Origin of the sequence: Nocardia araoensis NBRC 100135, from assembly GCF_000308435.1 — a bacterium.
Classification (GTDB): domain Bacteria; phylum Actinomycetota; class Actinomycetes; order Mycobacteriales; family Mycobacteriaceae; genus Nocardia; species Nocardia araoensis.
The window spans coordinates 30,391-54,154 of the sequence record NZ_BAFR01000017.1 but is presented as its reverse complement, the minus strand read 5'-3'; the positions used below and the strand labels follow the sequence as shown (position 1 = coordinate 54,154).

General features: G+C 69.4%; 23 protein-coding genes. 12 read left to right on the top strand and 11 right to left on the bottom strand.

The window, feature by feature from the left end:
- The 3 genes from ON21_RS03280 to ON21_RS03270 form a co-directional block, all read left to right on the top strand.
- Positions 1-309, top strand: a 309-nt coding sequence (locus ON21_RS03280; protein ID WP_174372116.1) for a sterol carrier protein domain-containing protein, incomplete at its 5' end; no start/stop codon positions are given.
- Positions 310-348: 39 nt separating this feature from the next.
- Positions 349-750, top strand: coding sequence for a YccF domain-containing protein (locus ON21_RS03275; protein ID WP_039795112.1), 402 nt, complete (start codon positions 349-351; stop codon positions 748-750).
- Between the two features lie 171 nt (positions 751-921).
- Complete coding sequence (locus ON21_RS03270; RefSeq protein ID WP_157170693.1) at positions 922-1,149, top strand: hypothetical protein; 228 nt, start codon at positions 922-924, stop codon at positions 1,147-1,149.
- A gap of 39 nt (positions 1,150-1,188) precedes the next feature.
- On the opposite strand, the gene ON21_RS03265 is transcribed toward ON21_RS03270, so the two are convergent.
- Positions 1,189-1,626: a MarR family winged helix-turn-helix transcriptional regulator gene (locus ON21_RS03265; protein ID WP_039795108.1), complete on the bottom strand. Its 438-nt coding sequence runs from the start codon at positions 1,624-1,626 to the stop codon at positions 1,189-1,191.
- A gap of 116 nt (positions 1,627-1,742) precedes the next feature.
- On the opposite strand from ON21_RS03265, the gene ON21_RS03260 reads away from it, so the two are divergent.
- The gene (locus ON21_RS03260; RefSeq protein WP_039795106.1) at positions 1,743-1,982 is read left to right on the top strand and encodes a DUF2530 domain-containing protein; all 240 of its coding nucleotides are present in this window, start codon (positions 1,743-1,745) and stop codon (positions 1,980-1,982) included.
- A gap of 9 nt (positions 1,983-1,991) precedes the next feature.
- On the opposite strand, the gene ON21_RS03255 is transcribed toward ON21_RS03260, so the two are convergent.
- A complete protein-coding gene (locus ON21_RS03255; RefSeq protein ID WP_039795104.1) occupies positions 1,992-4,052 on the bottom strand; it encodes a neutral/alkaline ceramidase in 2,061 nt (686 codons plus the stop codon).
- A 126-nt stretch (positions 4,053-4,178) separates the two neighbouring features.
- Between ON21_RS03255 and ON21_RS03250 the strand changes: the two genes are divergently transcribed.
- Entirely contained in the window at positions 4,179-4,796 is a 618-nt protein-coding gene (locus tag ON21_RS03250) for a TetR/AcrR family transcriptional regulator (protein WP_245562444.1), read from the top strand.
- Positions 4,797-4,802: 6 nt separating this feature from the next.
- Here ON21_RS03250 and ON21_RS03245 read toward each other — a convergent pair whose 3' ends face one another.
- Together ON21_RS03245 and ON21_RS40910 are read right to left on the bottom strand one after the other, a co-directional pair.
- A complete protein-coding gene (locus ON21_RS03245; protein WP_083880371.1) occupies positions 4,803-7,610 on the bottom strand; it encodes a sacsin N-terminal ATP-binding-like domain-containing protein in 2,808 nt (935 codons plus the stop codon).
- A gap of 44 nt (positions 7,611-7,654) precedes the next feature.
- Entirely contained in the window at positions 7,655-9,349 is a 1,695-nt protein-coding gene (locus tag ON21_RS40910; RefSeq protein WP_039795099.1) for a DUF3027 domain-containing protein, read from the bottom strand.
- Between the two features lie 17 nt (positions 9,350-9,366).
- Between ON21_RS40910 and ON21_RS03235 the strand changes: the two genes are divergently transcribed.
- From ON21_RS03235 to ON21_RS03225, 3 genes are all read left to right on the top strand, one after another.
- Positions 9,367-10,140, top strand: coding sequence for a glutaminyl-peptide cyclotransferase (locus ON21_RS03235; RefSeq protein WP_039795096.1), 774 nt, complete (start codon positions 9,367-9,369; stop codon positions 10,138-10,140).
- Between the two features lie 92 nt (positions 10,141-10,232).
- On the top strand, positions 10,233-12,161 hold the full coding sequence (locus ON21_RS03230; protein ID WP_039795094.1) for an MFS transporter: 1,929 nt from the start codon (positions 10,233-10,235) through the stop codon (positions 12,159-12,161).
- Positions 12,158-12,739: a DUF2771 domain-containing protein gene (locus tag ON21_RS03225; RefSeq protein ID WP_039795092.1), complete on the top strand. Its 582-nt coding sequence runs from the start codon at positions 12,158-12,160 to the stop codon at positions 12,737-12,739. The genes ON21_RS03230 and ON21_RS03225 overlap by 4 nt, the downstream gene beginning before the upstream one ends.
- Positions 12,740-12,960: 221 nt before the next feature.
- Here ON21_RS03225 and ON21_RS03220 read toward each other — a convergent pair whose 3' ends face one another.
- Positions 12,961-13,380 (bottom strand): cold-shock protein, encoded by a 420-nt coding sequence (locus tag ON21_RS03220; protein ID WP_039795090.1) that lies wholly within the window; start codon positions 13,378-13,380, stop codon positions 12,961-12,963.
- A 187-nt stretch (positions 13,381-13,567) separates the two neighbouring features.
- Here ON21_RS03220 and ON21_RS03215 point away from each other — a divergent pair, with 187 nt between their 5' ends.
- The gene (locus tag ON21_RS03215; RefSeq protein WP_051020261.1) at positions 13,568-13,810 is read left to right on the top strand and encodes a hypothetical protein; all 243 of its coding nucleotides are present in this window, start codon (positions 13,568-13,570) and stop codon (positions 13,808-13,810) included.
- A 410-nt stretch (positions 13,811-14,220) separates the two neighbouring features.
- Positions 14,221-14,850, top strand: a complete 630-nt coding sequence (locus ON21_RS03210; RefSeq protein ID WP_039795088.1) for a resuscitation-promoting factor Rpf1 domain-containing protein — start codon at positions 14,221-14,223, stop codon at positions 14,848-14,850.
- 83 nt (positions 14,851-14,933) lie between these two features.
- Here ON21_RS03210 and ON21_RS03205 read toward each other — a convergent pair whose 3' ends face one another.
- A complete protein-coding gene (locus ON21_RS03205) occupies positions 14,934-15,122 on the bottom strand; it encodes a hypothetical protein (protein WP_039795086.1) in 189 nt (62 codons plus the stop codon).
- A 95-nt stretch (positions 15,123-15,217) separates the two neighbouring features.
- Between ON21_RS03205 and ON21_RS03200 the strand changes: the two genes are divergently transcribed.
- Positions 15,218-17,512: a helicase-associated domain-containing protein gene (locus ON21_RS03200; RefSeq protein ID WP_039795084.1), complete on the top strand. Its 2,295-nt coding sequence runs from the start codon at positions 15,218-15,220 to the stop codon at positions 17,510-17,512.
- Here the strand turns inward: ON21_RS03200 and ON21_RS03195 are convergent, their stop codons facing one another.
- Positions 17,513-18,043, bottom strand: coding sequence for an LppU/SCO3897 family protein (locus ON21_RS03195; RefSeq protein ID WP_039795126.1), 531 nt, complete (start codon positions 18,041-18,043; stop codon positions 17,513-17,515). It abuts the gene before it with no gap.
- Between the two features lie 296 nt (positions 18,044-18,339).
- Here ON21_RS03195 and ON21_RS03190 point away from each other — a divergent pair, with 296 nt between their 5' ends.
- Positions 18,340-19,188, top strand: coding sequence for an efflux RND transporter periplasmic adaptor subunit (locus ON21_RS03190; RefSeq protein ID WP_039795082.1), 849 nt, complete (start codon positions 18,340-18,342; stop codon positions 19,186-19,188).
- Between the two features lie 4 nt (positions 19,189-19,192).
- Here the strand turns inward: ON21_RS03190 and ON21_RS03185 are convergent, their stop codons facing one another.
- The 4 genes from ON21_RS03185 to ON21_RS03170 form a co-directional block, all read right to left on the bottom strand.
- Positions 19,193-20,551, bottom strand: coding sequence for a M1 family metallopeptidase (locus ON21_RS03185; RefSeq protein WP_306307681.1), 1,359 nt, complete (start codon positions 20,549-20,551; stop codon positions 19,193-19,195).
- A 121-nt stretch (positions 20,552-20,672) separates the two neighbouring features.
- A complete protein-coding gene (locus ON21_RS03180; protein ID WP_039795078.1) occupies positions 20,673-21,311 on the bottom strand; it encodes a LysE family translocator in 639 nt (212 codons plus the stop codon).
- Positions 21,312-21,363: 52 nt separating this feature from the next.
- Positions 21,364-22,032 carry a DUF3239 domain-containing protein gene (locus ON21_RS03175; protein ID WP_083880369.1) on the bottom strand — a complete coding sequence of 223 codons (669 nt, stop codon included), beginning with the start codon at positions 22,030-22,032 and terminating at the stop codon, positions 21,364-21,366.
- A 41-nt stretch (positions 22,033-22,073) separates the two neighbouring features.
- Positions 22,074-23,732, bottom strand: coding sequence for a DNA repair helicase XPB (locus tag ON21_RS03170; protein WP_039795076.1), 1,659 nt, complete (start codon positions 23,730-23,732; stop codon positions 22,074-22,076).
- Between the last annotated feature and the right edge of the window lie 32 nt (positions 23,733-23,764).

The following is a 23,764-nucleotide window of genomic DNA, read 5'->3' as shown; positions in this document are numbered from 1 at the left end:
GCGGCGCTGACGGCGCGTTCTTACGCGAGTGACCTGGAGGTGACGCTCGAGGTGACCGATCCCTTCCGGCACGCGGGCGGCACGTTCGCGCTGCGGATTCGGAACGGACAGGCCGAATGCGAGCCGACCGATCGGGCGGCCGATATCGAACTCGGCATCGACGTGCTCGCAAGCATGTATCTCGGCGCGTATCCCGCACGGGTGTTCGCCGCGGCGAACAGGTTACGGGCGAAAGAGGCCGGGCAGCTGCGCGCTTTCGAGGACGCCTTCCGCGCGGAGCGGGACGCGATGCTCGGCTGGTTCTTCTGACCACGCGCACCGCGCCGCGCCGCCTGGCATGCTGGTCTCATGAAGCCGATTCAGTTGATTCTCAACATCCTGTGGCTGGTCTTCGCGGGGTTCTGGATGGCGCTGGGCTACATCCTGGCGGGGATCATCTGCTTCATCCTGATCATCACGATCCCCTTCGGCATCGCGTCGTTCCGGATCGCCGCCTACGTGTTGTGGCCGTTCGGCCGGACCACCGTGGACAAGCCGGGCGCTGGCGCCGGCTCGCTGATCGGCAACATCATCTGGTTCATCGTCGCGGGCTGGTGGCTCGCGCTGGGACACCTGCTCACCAGCATCCCGCTGTTCGTCTCGATCATCGGCATCCCGTTCGGCTGGGCGAACTTGAAATTCATACCGATTTCACTCTTCCCGCTGGGACGGGAGATCGTGGACAGCGACCGGCCGTTCGGCGCGCAGTAGCCTCCACAGGCTCCGAGCTGCACCGACTTGCGACCGGCATGTGATCCGCGTCACAGTGTGTTAACGAAATCACACCTCCGTGCGAAGGTTAGCTAGAAGGTAACTGATTTATTTCCAGTGCCCACAGCGTCCCGAGCGGGCGCCGAGCCGACCGCGCAGGAGGGCTCCACCATGACCGACCGAACCGCCCGCCGGGCCGACTCGGACACCGCGCCACTCGCGCCGATCGCGGTGACCCTGGGAGTGCTGCTGCTCATCGGCGCGGCCACGCAGCTCACGCGCCTGCCCCGATGGGCCGACGACTACGGAGTCCTGGTCTATCCGGTCTTCGTCCTCTGCCTGACCATCGCGGGCGGCCTGCTGTGGTGGGGCGCCGGGATCATCCGGAGCAACCGCTGACCCACGCCGCCGGCGACGAAACTCGTTGCGGCCGCAGCCCTACTCGGATTCCGTGACGATCTGCTTCATGATCGCCACGGCACGGGTCAGCACGACGAGCTGCTCCTCGGTGAGCGTCGACAACCGCTCGGTCATCCACGCCTCGCGGGCGCTGGCTTCGTCGGCTATGAGCGCGCGGCCCGCCGGGGACAGCGAGACGATGATCTGACGGCCATCGGTCGGATGCGGATTGCGCTCGACCAGATCGAGGTCGGTGAGCGAGGCGATGACGCGGGTCATCGACGGGGGTTGGACGCGCTCCTTCGCGGCGAGCGCCCCCGGAGTCATCGCGCCCTCACGGGCCAGCGTGGCGAGCGCGGAAAGTTGGGTCAGCGAAATCTGCGAGTCGGCACGACGGCCGCGCAGGTGTCGCGTCAGTCGAACGACCGCCAGCGAGAGCTCACCAGCAAGGGCTCTGACATCCGATGGCGTTGTCACAGTGCCAAACGATACGGGACCGAGGGCGGCCGGTCGCGGCTTCCCGCCATGGGGCGACCACCTCTTCTGCGCGCAGCGGGCGGACTCCACTCGGCAGGGCCGATTAGGCTGAACCCGTGACACAGAAAGTCCCGCAGCTTCCGCCGCGCCTGACCGACCCGCGCCCCGTGCTCGCGGTCGGCAGCGCTTTGTGGCTGGTCGCCACGGTGGTGGTGTGGGCAGGCGGCGACCGGTGGGCGTCGGCCCGTCCGGTCTGCCTGATGGGGTTGGTGGTCGGGCTGATCGGACTGGTCATCTATCTGGTACAGCGCCGCGGCGCACGGCGCGGGGACAAGGGAGCGCAGACCGGCCTGTAACCCACCGGGTTACGTTCGGACCAGCTCGAATTCGTCGGTCGTGCCGATGACCGGATAGAGCGCGCCGTCGGGGGCCAGACGGGTCGCGTAGTGCTGGAAGCGATAGCGTCCCGGCTCGGTGTCGAGGGGGATGTCCCAGGTGAACCGGGCCACCGACTCGGCGAGCCCGCGCTTGCTCCAGTGGTATTTCACCGCCCACTCGCCCTCGTTGGCCACCCGCACCCATTCGCCGGACGCATTCCTGCGCTGCACTTCCAGGAACGTCCCGTTCCGTCGGTTGTCGTGTTTCGGGTGGGCCGAGACGAATTCGGCCCGCACTTGATCGCCGGGGCCGTACGACGGGTGCGGTTGCACGAGTACGTCACCGAAGTCATGGCCGGGTACGGCTGCGTCCGGCCCGGCGCCCACTTGGAAATTCGGCTGCAACTGCGACACATCGCGTGGGGCCGGGCCGCGCGGCACCGGCCTGCGGGCGGCGAACGCCGTGGCCAGACGGGTGAACTCCTGCTGATAGGCGCACAGGGTGTAGCGGCCGAACAGCGTCGAAGCGCCCTCGTACTGCTGGGAGTCGTATTCCTCCGGCGTGGTGACGTATTCGTGGTAGGCGTTCGCGTATCCCTGCATGAGCACTTGCTCCAGCGGGATGTTCAGCGCCGTGGCGACCGCCCGGCGAATGCGCAGGCCCGACGTGATGGTGAACTCGCCGCCCGCCGCGGCCAGATAGAGCTCGCCGATGCGAACGAGCTGAATCGGCAGCACATTCGGCACCCAGGGCACCGGAGGCAGCAGGCCGAGCGGCACCGCGATCGCTTTCGGCGCCTGGGCGTCCGCCAGCCAGGCCGGCACGGGCTGGGCGGGGTCGCCGAGCGCGGCGAGGAACGGGTTGCGCACGCCCTCCGGGATCGGACCGCCGGGCAGGCCAGGACCGTCCTCGACGCTGCCCGCGATCAGCGAGACACCCGCCGCGGCCGGTGCGGTGCGCCGCGGCAGGCCGTCCGGCGTGAAACGGCCGTCCACGGCGATGTCCGCCAGGTCGACGTAGCAGAGCATCCCATCGACCGGGCCGGAGATCGATCGGGCCTGAGCCATCGCTTCTTTCGATGCCGCGTACTGCCGCTCGCCGAGGATGCGGGTGTTCTCGAACTCGTCCTCGGTGGGACCGGAGCCTTGGCGCAAGTTCAGATTCGGGGACATGTCACCGGCGTTGGTCTGCGCGAAGGCCGCGACGAATGCCGGCTTGCCGTCCAGGTAGCGCACGCCGTGCTCGATGTGCTCGGAGGAGAACGACGCGTAGCCCTTGTTGTCCGAGCTGATCAACCGGTTCGCGTTGGTCATGGACGTGTTGTGCGTGGCGAACCAGGTGATGGTTCCGGCCGTCCGCCCGCCCTTGCGCAGCACGAGAGTGGTCACCGCCGGGTCGATCGCGTCCGGGAAATGTTCCTTGTCCGCAGGTGGATTCAGTTCCCAGGCCACGCGCGACCGGTTCACGCTCGCGTTGTGCAGCTCGGCGCGGCCGAGGGCGAGCGAGCCGGGGCCGAGGTCGGCGTGCGCGGCGGCGATCGCCTCGACGATCCCGTTCACCTCGGCGTCGTATACCTGCTGCTGGAAACCGAGGATGGACAGGTTGTAGGCGTAGTCGTTGCTGGAGCCGCCGCAGGTCGCGTGCGAGTGGGTCGAGGTGAGCAGGACGTTCTGCTCGGTGTACAGATCGCCGAAGCGCCTGGCCAGTTCGGTCAGCACGCCGCGGTGCACGGATTGGAAGATCATTCCGTTCTCGGCGACCACGAAGACGATCCGCCGCCCCGCGCTGCCGATGATGTACGCCCGCGCCCGCGGGCGCAGATGGATGCCCGCGGTCTGCTGTTCCAGCTGGGAGTAGCCCATCATCCCGCATTCGGCGGCCGGACCGGTGATGTCGGAGATTCCGACGCCGATCTCGTAGCCGCCGGAATCCGGCGCGGCGGCCGCCGGAACGCCGAGTGCGTCGCTCATCCCGGGCGCCGTCGCGGCCGCGAGCGCGGCGGTCCCGATCGCGGTCCGAGTCAGAACAGTTCGGCGTGACACCGGCATACCCGTCTCCCTTCGGTTCCGATGCAGCGAACCACACAACTGGTCACTCGTCCAGTCCAGATTTTTCCGGTGCATGAATTGACTGCACGGGCCGCGGGCGCTTAACTCCCTTGGGTGTCCTCCCGATTGAGCGTCGAAGAACGACGGGCCCACCTTATCGAGGCCGCGATCGGCCTTGCCGAGAAAAAGGGTGTTGCGGGCGTGACCACGCGCGATGTCGCTCAGGCGGCCGGCGTCTCGCTCGGTGTGGTGCATTACTGTTTCGAAAACAAGGACGCGCTGATGACCGAGCTGGTCAAAGCGTTGTCGATGGAATTACGCGATTCCGTCGACGCCAACGAAACGGTATGGCAGGACGTCGGAAGTGGAAAAGAAGCCCTTCAAAATTTGATCCGCGCGGGTCTGGAACTCATGTGGCTGAACATTGAAGCCACTCCGGAACGACAGCTGCTCACATACGAAACAACCACTTACGCGTTGCGCGAGGGCGAACAAACCCCGGCGAAACTCGCGATCGCGCGCGAGCAGTACAACTTCAACGACTCCACGGTCGCCGACATCCTGGAGCACGCACGCGACGCCACCGGCAACACGTGGTCGGTTCCGGTGCAGACGCTGAGCCGGTTCACGCTCAACGTCATCGACGGTGTGGTGCTGCGCTGGCTGGTGGACAACGACAGCGAGAGCGTGCGCGGGCAGTTGGATCTGCTGAGCGAGATGCTCACGGGCTACGCGGCGCAGTAGCCGAGTTCAGCAACGCGGCTGCGGCGCGCGGACGTGCACGGCCGAGCCGTCCTGCCACCAGGGCACCGCGACCGTGGCCTCGATCGCGCCGCTGAGCCGGACCGTCAGATCGTGGTGCACGACCAGTTCGCCGCCTTGCGATGGCAGGTCGAACAGCTGGCGCAGCACGACTCCCAGCGGCTCCGCCGCCCAGGTCGTGCGGCGGCCGGTGCTCACCACCTCGGCGGTGACGGCCTCGGACACCAGCGGCAGATCGAGCAGCGCCGCCAGGGACGAGGCCGTTTCGGTGTCGCCTGCCACCAATCGGTCCGGCGGCACCGCCAAGCCGAACCACGGTCGATCGAGGACGAACGCGTCTTCCGGATCGGCCACGGCCCCGGTGAGCGCGCGCACGCGATCGGGCGGTTGCAGTTCGGCGAGGTCGAGCAGGCCGGCGGCGACGGCGGCGGCCAAGCGAGCATGGGTGCGGGAAACGACTTCCGGCAAGGGTGTTCGCGAGGCGTCGGCGAGCGCCTCCAGCAAAGCGACGGCCAACTCTTCGGTGATCGTCTCGGGGTCGGCGAGAACCGCGCGACAAGCGTCCGGGTCGACGCCGGCGAGGGCGAACGCAGGTAACAGCCCGTCGAAGTCGGCGTCGGCGGGATGACGCAGCAGTCCCAGCGGAGTGCCGTCGACCCGCGCGTATCGGCGCAGCCACCACGCGGTGTAACCGTCGGCGTCGGTGAGCAGGCGGCGGGTGCGCGGCGTCGCGGCCAACTGCCGCAACGCTTCCGGCCAGGCGGCGTCATCGATCAGATCGAGGTCACGGACGGCGACCAGCTCCGGCGGATCGTCCGCCAGCGTGGACCACCAGTGTTCCTCGTCGTCCAGATCATGGTCCGGACCGGTCGGATCGGCTTCCACGATCACACCGAAATCCCAGCCGACGCCGACCGCGCGCAGCGCGTCCGCGCCGTAGCGCTCGACCAGTTCCGGGTCGACGGTGCCGAACGGCGCGTCGGGCACGAGCAGCTCGCGCAGCGGCGCGCCGGGCAACAGCAGTTCGTCGGCAGGCCGCGATTCGCCCTCGGTATCGGGCAATTCGAGCAGACACAACCAGGAAGGCAGGGCTTCCCGGTCGGCGTGGGCGGCCAGCCGCAGGATGGCATCGGCGGTGTCGGGATCGCCCGGATGGTCCTCCAGATCGGCGCGCAAGCCGGGGTCGGTCAGAAGATCCTCGGCGGTGGCCGACCGCGCGCCGAGCCTGGCCAGCAGGGGATGCGCGGCCTCAGGGTGCGCCAGCCTGGCCCAGTGCAGCGGGATCGCGACCTCGAGCTGATCGTCCAGCACCACGGTGCGCGGGCCGGTGACGAGCCTGCCGTCGGCCAGCGGCACCGCCAGCGCGCCCAACTCTTCCGCCGCGAGCGGATCCACCACGAACGGTTCGAGCGCGGCGTAGAACGACCGCCACCAACTCGGCGGCCGCTCCAAGCCCCCGGACAATTCCGCCAGCCGCGCCAATCCGAGCCGGTGCACGTCGAGCACGCCCATGGCCTCGGTGTGCGCGCGCCCGGAGAGGTCCGGGGTCACGAGAGGACCGACCACTTCGTCGAGCAGGTCGGCCAGCTCGGCGGTCAGACCGGCGAAGACGTAGGCGCGGGTCGGGATGGCGACGTTCTGGTGGTGCGTCGGTCCGGCTGGCAGTGCCCCGGCGGTAGCGAACACATCCGGTTCGTCGGGGAGCGATGCGCCGTCGGCTGATTCGGTGCCGTGCCGGTGCGTGGCGACCACGGGCAGCCAAGGTCGGGTCTGCAATTCGCGTAGCAACGCTTCACGCAGCAGGCCATCGGCCTCGCTGCGGGCGAAACCGGGCGCGGGAACGAGCACGAGCCGGTCGCGTGGCGGAAGAGCACGAGCGAAATCCGCGTAGCCGTCCGCCAGTTCGCCGAGCCGCGCGCCGGGCAGCAACCTGCGACGATCCGGCTGCATCGGGATGTCGGCGATGAGCAAGGCGGGCAGGGACAGTTCCTCGTCCGACCTGGTCGGCGCCCGCAGCACATCGGGCGCGGCGGCCACCGGCCTGCCGTCGCGCACCGGCAGCAGCCAGCGGGCGCGCGGCGCGCGGTACTGCCACCAGGTGCGCTGTTCGCTGCCGGGACCGTCGACGTAGACCTCGTGCATGCCGTCACCCATGTCCTCGGCACTGCTGACGAATTCGGCCGTGCCGATCCGGATGCGGTGCAGAGCAGGCAGTTCCAGCAGCAGATCGACGGCTTCGGCGCGCATCGCGGCCAGCACCGCGTCGGCGTCCACGTCCGCGCGCAGCCGCAGCACCACCTCGGTGTCGAGACCATCCGCCGGTCGCGCATCGATCGGCCACGCCAACCGCAGCACCGGTGGGATGAACTCGCCCGCGTCGACGGCGGGTGACCGCACCTCGTGGTGGCGCAGAGCTTCTCGGGTCTCGGTACGAGAGAACCGCAGCGATCCGGAGGCCGACCGCAGCTCGATGTCGTCGCTCACCGCGAGCACCGCGGTGAAACCGACACCGAATCGGCCGACGGTTTCGCCGTCGGACTTCCCCGACGCACGCAAGGCGGTGAGCGCGTGCACGCCGGAGACGTCCAGCGGCGCACCGGTGTTTGCGACGTGCAGGTCACGACCGTCCAGCCAGACCACGACGGCACCGTCCACGCCCGCCTTGCGCGCGGCGTCGGCGGCGTTCTGCGCCAACTCGGTCAGCAAGCGGTCCCGGTAGCCCGCGCGCACCAAGTCGTTCTCGGTGGCGGCGTCCTCCCGCAACCGCGTCGGCGAATCACGCCATGCGGCCAGCACCGCCGCGCGCAGCGCCGAAGTGCCGAACGGGTCGGCGGCCTCGCTCAGCTGCGCGGCGATGACTGGAACTCCGGCCGTGCCTCGGAATCCGGCCCGTCAGCGGTGCCCGACCCGGATCGCGCATCGGCGCCTTCGGTGTGCTCGGCAGGCTCAGATGCGTCACCGCTCGAATCGGTTGCTTCCCCGGACTCCGACGCGCTCGACGGAGTGTCCGATGCCGTGGCGCTGCTCGACGGCTCGGGCGAACTCGATCCTGTCGTGCCCACTTCCGTCGATCCGGACGTCGCGGACTCCACGCCTGCACCGCTCACCGGAGCAACCGCGCCCGATGCCTCGTCCACACTCGCTGCGGTCGCGCTCGAGGCGGCCGTGGGCTCGGCGGGCCGGAACGCCGACGAACTCGCATTCGATTCGGATTCCGCCGCGGCATCGAGATCGGACTCCACCGCCGTATCCGCGGCGACATCGGCGCTCGGCGCATCGACCGGTTCGGACCCCGCGGCATCCGAACCGGCGACTTCCTCCGCCTCCACCGTCCGGGCATCCGCGTCGCCCCTCGCCACGCTCGGCTCGTCTGCGGCGGTGGCCGTCGAAACGGCATCGGCGATATCGTCCGCGCTCGACATCGCGCGCACGGCCGGCGGAACGCTCGCTTCGGTGAACGCGGCGGCGGCATCGATCTCACCGACCTCGGCGGCGCTGATCACAACGGCCTCGGTCATATCCATGTCGGTAACCGCCGTGCTGCCGCCGGGCTGGGCGGCCGCACTCGAGTCCTCGACGGTGGCGCGTGCCTCCGCGGCGGTTGCGTGCTCGTTCCCCGCAGCGCCCGCAGAAACCGCGGGCGCCTCGGCACCTGCGGCTCTGTCGAGCACAGCAGCGCTCTCATCCTGTGCGGCATCCTGGCGGACCGCATCGGCCGCACCGGGCCGATCGTCCTTCTCGGTCGCCCGCGCTTCGTTCGCATCCCGCGCGGCGCGGCGCGGCTCGTCCGTTTCGAGCGAGATCACGTCGATGGCCGCGTCGTCGTACGCCTCGTACAGCGGCGACCCGTTGCCGGTGGGAACCTCGGTATCCGAGTGCGCGCCGCAGCCGTAGGCGACGTGAACGACGCGCCCGTCGGCACCCATGGCGTTGCCGCAGACACCGAACGCGGCGCTCAGCGACCCGGCGAGCGGCAGGTAGAAGCCGCAGCTTCCGCAGGTGGCCGGCGCGGCCTTGGCCATCTCCGAATCGGGCCCGTGTTCGGTGTACCACCGCTCGGCGGCCTCTTCGCGGCCTTCCCTGCTCATCACCTTGGTGCGGCCGAGACCGACCTCGAAGGCCACTTCGTCGACCACCGGATCACCGGTCGCGACGTAGCCGGGCACCAGGCGCGGGTCGTCGGCGGGCGGGGCGAGCAGGTCGCCGGGGGCGAGGTCCCCGGGGCGGACACGCTGCTCCCAGGGTACGAACTCGGGTGCGACCAAGGCATCGGGCCCCGGCAGCAACGCGGACTCGCTGACCGTCGCGTGGTCGGCGCCGGGCGGGGCGGCCACCACGACCGCCCACTGCCACCCGCGGTAGCCGGGCAGCGTGGCCTCGAATCGGTGGGTCGCCGCGCTCTCGTCCTCGGCGATCACGCCGAGGTGCGCACCGACAGCCGACGGTTCCAACTCCAGGAGCGCACGGCGGGCCAAATCGACGGCATCAGCCAGGATCGGCCGCACGCCGGACTCCGAAACAGAAACTGCGCTCACGGCCTACATTTTGCCGTATGGAGCGCAATCGGCGTGCGTTGGCCATCAGTGTGCTGGTCGGTCTGCTCGTCCTGGGCGGATGCGGCGGCACAGCGGACCCGACACCCAGGATGAATATCGAGGTGATCGCCACCCGCCCGCACGATACGAAGGCGTTCACCCAGGGTTTGGAGGTCGACGGCGACGTTCTCTACGAGGGCACCGGCCTGACCGGCGCGTCCGGTGTGCGCGCGTCCCGGCTGACGACCGGGGAGGAATTGGCCAGGACCGAGTTGCCCGCCCCGTACTTCGGCGAGGGCATCACCGTCGCCGGCGCCACGCTCTGGCAGCTGACCTGGCACGACGGCGTGGCCATCGCCCGTGACCCGGCGACACTGGCCGAACGCGGCCGAGTGAGCTACGACGGCGAAGGCTGGGGTCTGTGCACCAGAAACGGACGACTGGTCATGAGCGACGGCACCGACCGCCTCACCTTTCGTGATCCGGTCACCTTCGCCCCCACCGGTTCGGTCGAACTGACCAGCCACAACGGCGCGCGCCTGAACGAACTCGAGTGCGCGGCGGACGGGTCGGTCTACGCCAACGACTGGCCCACCGACACGATCCTGCGTATCGACCCGGACTCCGGAGCGGTGCTGGCGACTGCCGACGCCGCCGGTCTGCTCCCGGCGACCGCGCGGGCGGGCGCCGACGCCCTCAACGGCATCGCCCAACTGCCCGGCACCGATCGGTTCCTGATCACGGGCAAGAACTGGCCGACCTTGTTCGAGGTCCGCTTCGCACCCGCCTGAGCACGATCGCGGGTCGCGACGACGATCACTTTCCGCCGCCACCCCGGAGCGCGCGTGAACGCCCGACACGAGAGTGCGCCAGAATTGACGTCGTGACTACTCCCCGCGAACCTTCCGGTCCCGGCCGTGATCGGCGGGAAGGCGAGGAGGTCCCGCCGTTCGATCGGCATCCCGGTTTCGACCGATACCCGCCACCCAACGCGCCGCGGCGCCGCAGGCCGCTGCCACCGCTCGGACCGGGATCCGGACGCGCCCCCGAGCGTCTCGACCAGCCGGGACCGCCGCCGAGCCCGCGCCGCGACGCGCCACGGCCCGCGCAGCCTCCGCCGACCAAGCCTTTCCCGGTCGGCCCCGACGCCGAGCAACCGCAGAGTTCCGATCGCCCGGCTCGGCACGTCTTCCCGCACCGTCCGGAGCCGCCCCGGTACGGCGAAACACCGGACCGCGCCGAACGCGACTATCCCGAGACGACCGCCCAGGATCGGATCCAGCCGCCCGAGGACCCAGCGGACGACGGCGCGCGGCGGATGCCGCGCAAACTCACGGTCACCCGCGTGGCCGCCATGCGCGGCAGGGAGCTCACCGAGAAAGGCATCGCGACCTTCCAGCGCGCCGCCAAGGCCGACGGCGCGGACAAGTCCGGCCTCACGGCGCTCACCTACGCCACCATGGCGAACTTCGCGCTGGACGCCGCCATCGCGGTGGCACTGGCCAACACCTTGTTCTTCGCCAGCGCCACCGCCGAGAGCAAGACGAAAGTCGCGCTCTACCTGCTGATCACGATCGCGCCGTTCGCGGTGATCGCCCCGCTGATCGGGCCGCTGCTCGATCGTCTGCAACGCGGTCGCCGCCTGGCGCTGGCGACATCGTTCGCCGTGCGCGCGGTGGTCGCGGTAGTGCTGATCTTCCAATTCGACAGCTGGGCGCTGTATCCGCTCGCGCTGTGCATGATGATCGGCAGTAAATCGTTCTCCGTGCTCAAGAGCGCGGTCACGCCCCGAGTGCTGCCCCCGGATATAGACCTGGTCCGCACCAACTCCCGCCTCACGGTGTTCGGTCTGGTCGGCGGCACCATGGGCGCCGGAGCACTGGCCGGGCTGGCCGCGGCGATCGCAGGCTCGAACGGCGCCCTGGTCTTCGCGGCGCTGATCGCCTGCGGGGGGACGTATCTGAGCCTGCGCATCCCCTCCTGGGTGGAGGTGACCGAGGGCGAGGTGCCCGCGACGTTGAGCTATCACGGCGCCGACGCGCGCACCGAAGTGCTGGCCTCCGGCGCGGAATCGCCGGTCCCGCCGCGCAAGCGCAGGCAACCGCTCGGCCGCGCCGTGGTGACCGGGCTCTGGGGCAACAGCGCCATTCGCGTGCTGACCGGGTTCCTCACCTTCTACGTCGCGTTCGTCGCCAAGGCGACCGAGCACCGCCCGGTGCAGCAGGCCCTCATGCTCGGCACGGTGGGCGCGGCCGCGGCGATCGGCAATTTCGCGGGCAATGCGACGGGCGCGCGGCTGAAGCTCGGCAAACCCTCGCTGGTCGTACTCGGCTGCACCGCGGCGTGCGCGCTGGTGGCGCTGTTCGCGACGTTCGCGGACAACCTGCTCGGCGCGGCGGCCGCCGCCCTGGTCGCGTCGGCGACGAGCGCGCTGGCCAAGGTGTCGCTGGACGCCTCGATCCAGGACGACCTGCCGCCGGAATCGATCGCCTCCGGCTTCGGGCGGTCGGAGACCGTCCTGCAGCTGAGCTGGGTCGTCGGCGGCGCGGCCGGTGTGCTGCTGCCGACCGACTACTGGAAGGGCTTCGCGGTGGTCACCGTGATCCTCGTGCTCGGCTTGGTGCAGACTTTCCTGAGCTTCCGAGGCCACTCGCTGCTGCCCGGCCTCGGCGGCAACCGTCCCCAGCACGCGGAGCAAGAGGTGCCGACGACACGGCCGCACGGATATCCGGCGAGCGCACCACAGGATCCGACGCCCCGCGGCGGCGACACCAAACGTTTTCAACAAGGGCAAGGAGACCCGATCTGGTGAGCAAGCTCAACGCACGCACGATCGCCGCGCTGGTCGCGGCCGCCCTGCTCGTGCTCACCGTCGCCTTCGTCGGCGTGCTGGCGGTGCTGGTCCGCGACGCCGAGAAGCCCGACGTCACCCTCACCGCCTACGCACACGGCAAGACGGTCACCGTGCAGCCGTTCAGCTACTGCTCGGTGACCATGCAGGACTGCAGCATCCTGCCCGAGGACAACGTTCCCGGCACGGTGTTCACGACGCTGAACTGTGGTCAGGACACGCCGGACTGCCACCGTGGCCGCACCGTCGAATTGGAAGTGCCCGCCGGTTACCCACTGCAACTGTCGCTTCCGAAGAAGGTCGCCGACGCGCCTTGGCTCGCACAGCTTGTCTACCTCTTGCCGAACGGCGAGAAGGTCGACCAGGTGATCAGCCGCAACGACTACCCGGACCGGGCCTTCGCTCTCACCATCGATTCGAAACCGGAGCCGGACCTGCGCCTGATCGGCGTCGAGTTCCAGCTGCCGATCCTGGCCCGCGACGAAACGGGACGTGAGTTCTACGTGCCGCACGCCACCTGGTCGATCAGCACGGCTTAGGAGCCTCGGGCGCAACGTCTTTCGCGGACTCCGCGGGTGCCGTGTGCGTGGGAGCACGCGGCGCAGGCTCGGTGGCGGCGCTCACCTCAGTTGAGGCGAGCCGCCACATCCGAAACCTGCTGTGGCCATGGATGAACCCGAACGCCTTCAGACCCCGAAAACCGTCCCGACCGACCGCATCGGCCCGACGGCCGCCGCAGAGGATGCGGGAACGAGCGGAATCAATGGTCCAGTTCGCGCGCCACCGCGCGGACGACCTCCGAGATGCGTTGCGCCGTCTTGCGATCGGGATACTTGCCCTTGCGCAGGTCCGGCTGCACCTTCGCCTCGAGCAAGGTGATCATGTCCTCGACCATGCCGTGCAACTCGTCCGGCGTGTGCCTGCGCGCGGCAGGTTCCTTGCGCGCGTTGCGTTCCTGGCCCTGCCGGACCGACGGCGGCGCCTCGAGCAGCTTGAGGCTCAGCGCCTGGGGGCCGCGACGGCCTGCGGCCATGCCGAATTCGACGCGCTGGCCGGGCTTGAGGCCCTCGACGCCCTGGGGCAGCGCGGACGAGCGTACGTAGACGTCCTCACCCTCGTCCTGGGAAAGGAAGCCGAAGCCCTTTTCGACGTCGTACCACTTCACCCTGCCGGTCGGCACTGCGCTCACCCGTTCATCATCGAAAACTCGGACCCCTACGGCCCGAGCACATCCGTCTACCGAGCCGGTCGCGAACCGGCTCTTTTCCTGTGCGAAAAGAACGCGCCCAGCAGGATTGCAGGACGCGATTGCCATCGAGTCTACCCCGGTGCGAATAACGCAAGCACATCAGTTTTACCGTCGAGCCGTGACGAACCCTTCCGCTCCGACCCCATCCGGCGGCGCCCCCCGGCGGCGCGGCGACTGGTTGCTGCAGCTCGCGCTCTCCGTGTTCGCACTGGGATTGCTGGCCATCGTCGCCATCTTCGTGATCCCTTTGCTGACCGACAGCGAGCCGGGGCTTTGGCTCTATTTCGGAGCGATGCTCGCCCCACTCGGGTTCGTGCTCGCACTGGTGTTCGCGTTGCGCTCGGGCCGCCGGTCCCGCTGAACCGGAGAGCACGCCTCCGATCCAGCCCGACACCGGTTACCCCCCGCGATCGTTACCCACTCCATTGTGTGATCCTCGTCACATTACGACTACATCACGGAGTGGTGACGACCGGCGACCGTCCCGACCGCAACTCCTCTAGCTGCGCGAAGGCTTCCCCTGCACGCCGATACCGCGCCGAGACCCGCTGGTACACACCGGTTACCAAATAGTGATTTTTCCCGCGGTTCGTCGTACGGTCTTAACCAGCCGGGGCACCCCCGGCGACCACCGGCCCGCCGCACCGAGCCTCGCCCCGCGGGTACCGGTCCCCCGACGGAAACGTAGGGGCGAGGGCGGAACGGACGACCTCTCAGTCCGAACCAGAACCGAAGACGTCGCAGGTGCGTCGAGAGGAAGACGAACCCGATATGAGTGGACGCCATCGCAAGCCAAGCTCGACCGGACGCACGGTAGCGAAGGTTGCCGTGACCGGGGCCATCATCGGCACCGCCGGTGTGGCCTTCGCAGGCAACGCCAGCGCGGCACCCGACTCCGACTGGGATCGACTCGCTCAGTGCGAGGCCGGCGGCAACTGGGGCATCAACACCGGCAACGGTTTCCAGGGCGGGCTGCAGTTCTCGCCCAGCACCTGGCGCGCCCACGGCGGTCAGGAATACGCCGCCAGCGCCAACCAGGCCACCCGCGAACAGCAGATCGCGGTCGCCGAGAAGGTGCTCGCCTCGCAGGGTTGGGGCGCTTGGCCCTCCTGCTCCTCGCGGCTGGGCCTGAGCAGCGCACCCACCCCGCGCTCCGCGCCCGCCGAAACCCCGCGCTGGAACCCCGCGCCGCAGCCCGCTCAGGCCGCGCCCGCCGCGCCCGCGGACACGCAGCAGATCTTCTCGGCCGTCGACCGCGCCCTCGAGGTCGTGCAGAGCCAGGGCGTCCAGGTGCCCAAGGAAGCTCTCGACTTCTTCAACGCCGCCAAGTCCAGCGGAGTCACCCTCGACCCCGCGATCGTGAACTTCTACGAGGCGAACAAGGGTCTGCTCCCCTCCTGACCCGAACGCTTCCGCAAGAAGGGCCCCGCATCAATATGGATGCGGGGCCCTTCTTCGTAGCCGAGAACGTTCCGGTCGCGCGCTCAGCGGTTGATCACCGTGTTCGGGTGCATGTAGGGCAACTGCTCAGCCGGGACCGGGAACTCGGTGTCCTCGCCATAAGGCGAGAGACCACCGGAGCGGGCCGAAGAGAGCTCGGTGACCGCGTGGTCACCGTCGGCGACCTTCGGCCAGCCGTTGTCGACATAGGATTTCTTCGATTTGTTCACCACGGCCCCATGCTAGCCCGGCCGCTCGCCCCGGATGCGCCGCAGCCCGTACCTCCGGACATCGGCGGGCGATCGCCCAGCATCGTAGGCTGGATCGGATGACCGCGACCGACTCCCTTGCCGGATGGCTCGGTGCCCGCAGTGATGCCCAGCTCGTGACGCTGCTGCAGCTTCGGCCCGACCTGGCCGTACCGCTGCCCTCCGCCATGGCCGTGCTCGCCGCCCGCGCCGAACAGCGCGCGTCGGTGCTGCGCGCCACGGAGGACCTGAACACCCTCGAATTCGCCATCGTGGAAACCCTTGCGATGCACGGGGTGACGCACACCGACGGCGGCCCGCTGCGCCGCGCCGAGTTGCATGTGCAATTGAGCGAACGGGTGCCCGCCGCCGCGATCGACGAGGCGCTGGAGCGGCTGACCGCTCGCGCGCTGGTCTGGATCGATGCCGAGCAGGGACTGCACCTGATTCCGGCGGCCGCCGAAGCGTTGCCGTGGCCGATCGGCACCGCGACCGAGATCCCCGACGCACTCACCGAACCCGAGGTGGTCGCGGCGCTTCCCGAGTTGTCGCCCGCGGAAAGGTCTCTGCTGGACAAGCTGGCCGCGACGGGGCCACGTGGCCGCACCAAGGACGCCGCACCGGGCACGGCGCCCGACCGGCCGATCCAGCGGCTGCTGGCGCGCAGGCTGCTGCACTGGATCGATGACGAGACCGTCGAGCTGCCGGTCACCGTCGGTCAGGTGTTGCGGCGGGAACCCGTCACCCACCCGCACGCTCTGACGCCGCCGCAACCGGAGACCACGAAACACACGCCCGCCGACGTGAACGCGGTCGCCGCGGGCGAGGTCGGCGAGCTGCTGCGGCACTGCGCGGCCGTGCTCGAGGTGCTCGGACAAGCCCCGGCTCCCGCCTTGCGCGCGGGCGGCCTGGGCGTGCGCGAGTTGCGCCGCATCGCCAAGCAGACCGGTGTCGACGAGCCACGGGCGGGTTTGCTGGTCGAGCTGCTGGCGGCTGCGAAATTGATCGAGAAGGGTTTGCCGGACCCGCCGCCCGACTTCGAGACGACCGACGACTTCTGGGCGCCGACACCGCTGGTGGACGCCTGGCTGGAAGCGCCGCCCGCACGGCGCTGGGCCACCCTCGGACTCACCTGGCTCGAATTGGATCGAATGCCGTGGATGATCGGCATGCGCGACGCCAACGACAAACCGCTGGCCGCGCTGTCGCTGGAACTGCGCACGCCGACCGCGCCGCGCGACCGGCACGCGATCCTCGGCCTGCTCGCGGAATACCCCTCCGGCACGGCGCTGGCCCCGGCCGATATCGGCCGCGTGCTGGCCTGGCGGCAGCCACGCAGGCGCAGGAACTTCCGTCCGGAGGTGGTCGAACAGACGCTGGCCGAGGCGGCGGCGCTCGGGTTGATCGGCCGCGGCGCGCTCGGCTCGGCGGCGCGGGCGCTGCTGCACGCGGCGCCGACCAGTGTGGCCGACGCCGAGGCCGAGATGGAGGCGGCGCTGCCGGAGCCGGTGGACCACGTGCTGGTGCAAGCGGATCTGACGGTGATCGCACCCGGCCCGTTGACCGCTGACCTCCAGCGTCGCGTCGCCCTCGTCGCCGATGTCGAGTCCGCGGGCGCCGCAACGGTGTACCGGATCGGGGAGTCCTCGGTGCGGCGCGCCTTGGACGCCGGACTGACCGCGGCCGAGCTGCACGCGCTGTTCGCCGCGCATTCCCGGACACCGATCCCGCAGGCGCTGACCTATCTGATCGATGACGTGGCCCGCCGCCACGGCCAGTTGCGCGCGGGAATGGCGCAGTCGTTCATCCGCAGTGACGACCCGGCGTTACTGGCCCAAGTGCTGTCGGCGCCGGTGGCGGGCGCGCTGGCGCTGCGATCCATCGCGCCGACCGTCGCCATCGCCCAAGCGCCGCTGGGCGAGCTGCTCGAACAACTGCGAGCGGCCGGCTTCGCGCCCGCGGGCGAGGACTCCACCGGTGCGATCGTCGATCTGCGGCCGCGGGGCGCGCGGATCTCGGTGCGGCCCGCCGCGCGACAGCCGTATCGGCCGACCCCGCCCAGCACCGAGCAGCTCGAACTGCTCGTCACCGAACTGCGCGCGGGCGAACGCGCCGCCAGTGTGCGGTCCGGTCGAGCGGTGCGCACGGACGGCACCCGGACCAATACCGCCGCCACCCTCGCCCTGCTACAGCTCGCGGCGCGGGTGCGGCGGTCGGTGAACATCGGCTACGTCGACGCCCAAGGGGTGGCCACCCAGCGGGTGGTCGAGCCGTTGAAGGTGGGCAACGGGCAGCTGGACGCGCTGGACCCGGTCACCGGCGCGGTCCGGCACTTCACGCTGCACCGGATCGCGTCGGTTGCCCTGCTGGAATGATCAGCCCTTGGGCTTGGCCGTGCAGAAGGTGACCTTGGGGTCCGATTCGATGAGACGGAAGCCGTCGGCGTCCTGATCGCACAGCAATTCGTCGGCCTTGCCGTCGATCCGCTTCAGCACCTTGAAGGTGGCGTCCGAGGCAGTGCAGTCGACGTGCTTGTATCCGGTCGTGCTGCTCTCGTTGTAGCAGCTGCCTTCCTTGAAGTTCGGCGCCAGGCACAGGAAGGCGGTGGTCCCACCAGCCAGGGTCTCTTCGTAGGAGGTGTAGTCGGCGGCGCAGTCGGTCTTCTTGTCGTAGGACTGCGCGACCTTGTACACGGCCTTGTCCGACGAGCAGTCGACCGGTTCGGTCTTGGAATCGACCGCCGAGCCCTCGATGACGTTGATGCAGTCGCCGACCTTGGCCTTGGCGGTGTCCGACTTGCCCGCGTCCTCGATCAACGAACAGCCGGCCACCGTGACCACCACCGCGGCCACCGCGACGAGGGCGAGCACGATCCGTGCCAGCAGCCTCGTTCCTGGAAACTTCACCTGAAAACCTCTCTCACCGAACACGTTCACGGGCTCGTGAACGCGGTGAGGATACCCGCACGACTCGAGCGGCCGCATCAGCCGCCGGGGCGACTCGAACAGTGGCGCGCTAGATACTGTGCGTGCCGTACAGCCCCATGAGCGCATATCCGAGGATGCTGGGGAGCAGACGGCCGAGCAAGAAGAACGCAGAGTAATTCACTAGCAACGCCTTTCGCGTATTCCATACAACTGGACTCTTGTCCGGTATGCGGAGTGTGTCGTCGCCCGAGACCGGGTCGTTACGCTTGGGCAGTATGACGGTCGATGACGTCGCGCGCGACCTGTACGGGCTGGCGCCCGCGGAATTCGTCGCGGCGCGCGCCGACCGGGCGGCCGCCGCGAAGCAGTCGGGTGACAAGCAGCTGGCGGCCGCCATCGGCAAGCTGCGCAAACCCACCCTTACCGCGTGGGCGGCGAACCTGCTGGCCAGGGCGGCGCCCGAAGACGTGGCCGCCCTGCTGCGGCTCGCCACGGCGCTGGCCGCCGCGCAGCGGAAACTCTCGGCCGAACAGCTGCGCGACCTGACCGCGCAGCGCAGGCAACTGGTCAACGCCCTCGCCGAGAAGGCGGGCGCGCTCGCCGCCGAACACGGGCATCCGGTCGGCGAGAACGTCGTCCGGGAGATCGCCCAGACCTTGACGGCGGCGCTCGCCGACTCGGAGGTGGCCGATCGGCTGCGCGCCGGAACGCTCGCCACGGCGGCGAGCTATGAAGGCTTCGGACCGAGTGGACCGGGTCTGCTCGCGGTGCCCGAACCGGCCGCGCGGTCCGGCCGCGCGGCCGCGAGTCGGCCGCCGGAGGACAGGCAGCAGCCGGACGACAGTGCGCGCCGAGAACTGGCGGAGGCCGAGGAGGCGCTCGAAACCGCTCGCGCCGAGGAGGATTCGGCACAGGCCGCGCTCGCGGAAGCGACCGGAGAATTGGCCTCGGCCGAGGAACGCGTCGCCGCGCTGCGCGATGAACTCGCGCACGCCGAACAGCAGCGGCAGTTCCGCAAATCGGCCGAGCGATCGGCGAAGGACGAACTGCACGCGGCGCGCCGTCAGGTGGAGCGAGCCGAGCGCAGACTGACGAAGGCTCGGCAGCGCGCCGGGAACGATTGACGGGTCAGCTGCGCAGCGCGCCGGGGAACAGGTACTGCTCCGGCGGCGGCGCGGTGGTGTTCAGCCACGCGTGGAAGAAACCGGTCAGGTCCATGGGCGACCTGGACTGCACGAAGGCACGGAGCTCCGGCATCGAGGCGTTGCCGTAGGCGTGCGCGGCGAGGAAGTCCCGGACGGCCGCGAAGAACACCTCGTCGCCGATCTGCCTGCGCAGCGCGTGCAGGAACAGCGGGCCGCGGTAGTAGACGGAGGTGAACTCTTTCCCCGCGCCGGGATTCTCCAACGGGATGTTCCAGTACTTCTCGCTGTCGCGGTACTTGCGGATGGTCTGGCGATATTGGTCGTCGACGTTCTTGCCGTCCATCCGCTCCGGCCACAAGTAGTCGGCGGTATAACTGGCGAAGCATTCGTTCAGGCAGATGTCCGACCACTGGCGTACCGACACCCAGTCGCCCCACCACTGGTGCGCGAGCTCGTGCACGACGGTCTGCAGATCGATCTCCGGTGCGTAGAGCGGGCGCGTCTGGGTTTCCAGCGAGAACGAGATGCCCGCGTCCAAGTGAATGCCCCCCGCGGCCTCGAAGGGGTAGGGGCCGTAGAGCCTTTCGGCGAAGTCGAGGATCTCCGGCACGCGCTGCTCCAGCTCGCGCTGACTTTGCTCCGCGTTCGGGGCGAACGCGCTGATCAACGGAGTGCCGTTGGCTCTGCGCTGCTCGAGAAACTCGAACTTGTCGATCGCGACCGTGGTCAGGTAACCGACCACCGGCTTGGCGTTGGCCCAGCGGACCGTCCGCTTGTCGCCGCGCACCACGTCCTCGATGCGCACGCCGTTGGAGACCACCTCCCACTCCGCGGGAACGGTGGCGTTCAGGCTGAACGTGGCCTTGTCCAGCGGGGTGTCGTTGAGCGGGTACCACGTCGTCGCCGAGTGCGGCTCACCGGCGACGAACGCGCCGCCGCTGGGAGCGAAGGTCCACCCCTCGCCGTCGGTGTTCACCGCGGGGCCCGCGTAGTCGACGGTGACGATGAACGGCAGGCCGGGCAGCAGCGGCAGCGCCGGCGTCACGGTCAACTCGTGCTCGCCGTTGCGGTCGAAACCGGCGGACAGCCCGTTCACCGACACCTCGCGCACTTCCGGCCCCGCGAAATCGAGGTTGAACACGCGCAGAGCCTGGGTGGCGTGCGCGGTGATGGTGGTGGTGCCCGCCAGTACCCGGCTGGGCGGGTCGTAGTCGATGCCGACGTCGTAGTGCTGGACGTCGTAGCCGCCGTTGCCGTCGAGGGGATAGTAGGGATCGCCCAGGCCCGGCGCGCCGACCAGCGGGCCCGGGGGCGGATCCGCATGCGCGGGAACCCAGGACACCGCAGCGCATGCACACGCGACCGCGGCGCACACCCGGCCGGACAACCACATACGAACAACCACCCCTCTCCACCCCGCCTTGCCGGTACCGGCGCACCGACTTCGCTGGATGGTAGCGGCTTCAGTCGCCGCTTCCGGTCAGCGCCACCGACGCGCCGACACCGAAGATCATCGCCCCGCCCGCGCCGCCGACCGCCTCCAGCCTGCGCGGCGACCTGGCGAACCAGGACCTCGCCGAGGCGGCCAGCAGTGCCCAGGCACTGTCGGAGACCAGCGCGATGGCCAGGAAGACCGTGCCGAGCAGCAGGAACTGCCACGACAGCGAGCCCGAGGCCGGATCGGCGAAGTGCGGCAGCACCGCGGAGAAGAAAACGATCGCCTTGGGATTGGTGAGTCCCACGACGGCGCTCTGGCGCAGCACGCGCGCGTTGGGCGCCGGTTCGATCCGGACGTTCAGCGCCTCGCGCAATGCCGAACGCTGACGGATCGCTTGGATTCCCAAATACATCAGATACAGCGCGCCCGCGAACTTGATCACGGTGAGTGCCAGCGCCGACGCGGTGAGCAAGGCGCCCAGACCGACCGCGACCAGGACCAGGGCGGCGTAGACGCCCATGGCGTGCCCGAGCACCGAGAGCAGGGCCGCGCGCCTGCCGAGCGTGAGCGCGCGACCGACGGTGAACAGCACGCCGGGACCGGGCACAACGATGATGACGACCGCGGCGGCGACGAATGCCAGCAGGTTGGACGCTGGAACCATCCTTCGAGTCTAGGCGACAGCGCAACCGATAACCGTGCGGCCGCAGCCGGATTCACGAACCGAGTTCACCCGGCAGCTGGTGCGGATCGAGCAGCAGGCGTTTGGTGGTGGTGCGCCGCACCTTCTCGGCGAGTTCGAGATTGTCGGTGAGCAGCCGCCACTCGGCCTCGCTGATCGCGGCGCGGGCGCGGGCGATGACCGAGTCGTCGGTGGTGCCCCAAGCGATCGGCATGGCGCTCACCGATTGCCAGCGCTGGCCCACCTGGCGCGGGGCACGGTCGGTGCGCACCGCGACCGAGGGCACGCGCTCCCCTGCCCTGGCCTGGTGACCAGGCAAGTCACGGACCTTCCTGGTCACCAAGGCATAGCGCGGATCGCGCGTGTCGGGCGTGGACACGTCGACCAACGCGAGCAGCACCACACCCGACGGGCGTGTCTCCGAGACCACCGCGGGAACCAGTTCACCGTCCGCGTAGAGCTTGTCGATGCTGGAATGCCACGGCGTCCACAGAGCCACCCACAGCGCCGTCACCGCGCCGAGCGCGAAGGCGACCGCGAGCAGGTAGGCCCAGGGGTGGTTCAGCCAGATCAAGAAGGCGGTGCCCGCCCCGGCGACCACCGCGGCGGCGATCGCCAGCAGGCGCAGGCGGCGAAGGTCGGCGAAGACTTCGTTCACCGCGTGGGCGTGCTTGCGGTCCACCGCGAATTCGAAGTGTCGCACGCCCTCATTCCTAGCACAGTTTGCGGAGGAAATGCCTCCGCTTATCCGATGGCGGGGCCGAGCAAGTCGTCGGCATCCGTGATGCGGTAGGCATACCCCTGTTCGGCGAGGAAACGCTGTCGATGCGCGGCGTATTCGGCGTCCAAGGTGTCGCGCGCGACGACCGAGTAGAAATGCGCCTGTCCGCCGTCGTGTTTCGGACGCAGAAGCCGCCCGAGACGCTGCGCCTCCTCCTGTCGCGAGCCGAAGGTACCCGAAACCTGGACGGCGACGGACGCTTCCGGCAAATCGATGGAGAAGTTCGCCACCTTGCTCACCACGAGCACCGGGATCTCGCCGCGCCGGAACGCGTCGAACAGTTCCTCGCGCTCCTTGGTCTTCGTCGACCCCTGGATCACGGGTGCGTCGAGCGCGACGCCGAGTTCGTCCAGCTGGTCCAGATACGCACCGATGACCAGGCTCGGCGCGTCCTGGTGCTGGGCCAGGATCGACTCGACCACGGCGATCTTGGTGTGCGCGGTGGAGCACAGCTTGTAGCGCTCCTCCGGCTCGGCGGTCGCGTACGCCATCCGCTCGGCGTCGGTCAGCGTGACCCGGACCTCGATGCAGTCGGCGGGGGCGATCCAGCCCTGGGCCTCGATGTCCTTCCACGGCGCGTCGTAGCGCTTCGGGCCGATCAGCGAGAACACGTCGCCCTCGCGTCCGTCCTCGCGCACCAGCGTGGCGGTCAGGCCGAGCCTGCGGCGGGACTGGAGATCGGCGGTCATCCGGAAGACCGGGGCGGGCAGCAGGTGCACCTCGTCGTAGATGACCAGCCCCCAGTCGCGGCTGTCGAACAGTTCCAGGTGCTTGTACTCGCCTTTGGTGCGCCGGGTGATCACCTGGTAGGTGGCGATGGTGACCGGGCGGATCTCCTTGCGCTCGCCGGAGTACTCGCCGATCTCGTCCTCGGTGAGCGAGGTGCGCGCGAGCAGTTCCCGCCGCCACTGCCTGCCCGCCACCGTGTTGGTGACCAGGATCAGCGTGGTGGCCTTCGCCTTGGCCATCGCCGCGGCGCCGACCATCGTCTTGCCCGCGCCGCAGGGCAGCACCACCACACCGGAGCCGCCCGCCCAGAACGAGTCGGCGGCCATCTGCTGGTAGTCGCGCAGGTGCCAGCCGTCGGTCGCGTAATCGAGTTCGATCGGGTGCGCCTCGCCGTCGACGTAACCCGCGAGGTCTTCGGCGGGCCAGCCGATCTTCAGCAGCATCTGCTTGATCCGGCCGCGCTCGGACGGGTGCACCACCACCGTGTCGTCATCGATGCGCGCGCCCAGCATGGGCGCGATCTTCTTGTGCCGCAGCACTTCCTCCAGCACCGCGCGATCCAGGCTGACCAGCGTCAACCCGTGCGCGGGATGCTTCACCAGCTGCAATCTGCCGTAGCGGGCCATCGTGTCCACCACATCGACCAGCAACGGCTGCGGCACCGCGTACCGGGAGAAGCTGACCAGCGCGTCCACCACCTGCTCGGCATCGTGCCCGGCCGCGCGCGCGTTCCACAGCGCCAGCGGCGTCACCCGATACGTGTGCACGTGCTCGGGCGCTCGCTCCAGCTCGGCGAACGGCGCGATCGCCTGCCGCGCGGCATCGGCCAGCTCGTGGTCGACCTCCAGCAGCAGCGTTTTGTCACTCTGCACGATCAGCGGACCGTCGTTCACAGTCCCTCCTCAGTTGGAATCCCCGCCATTCT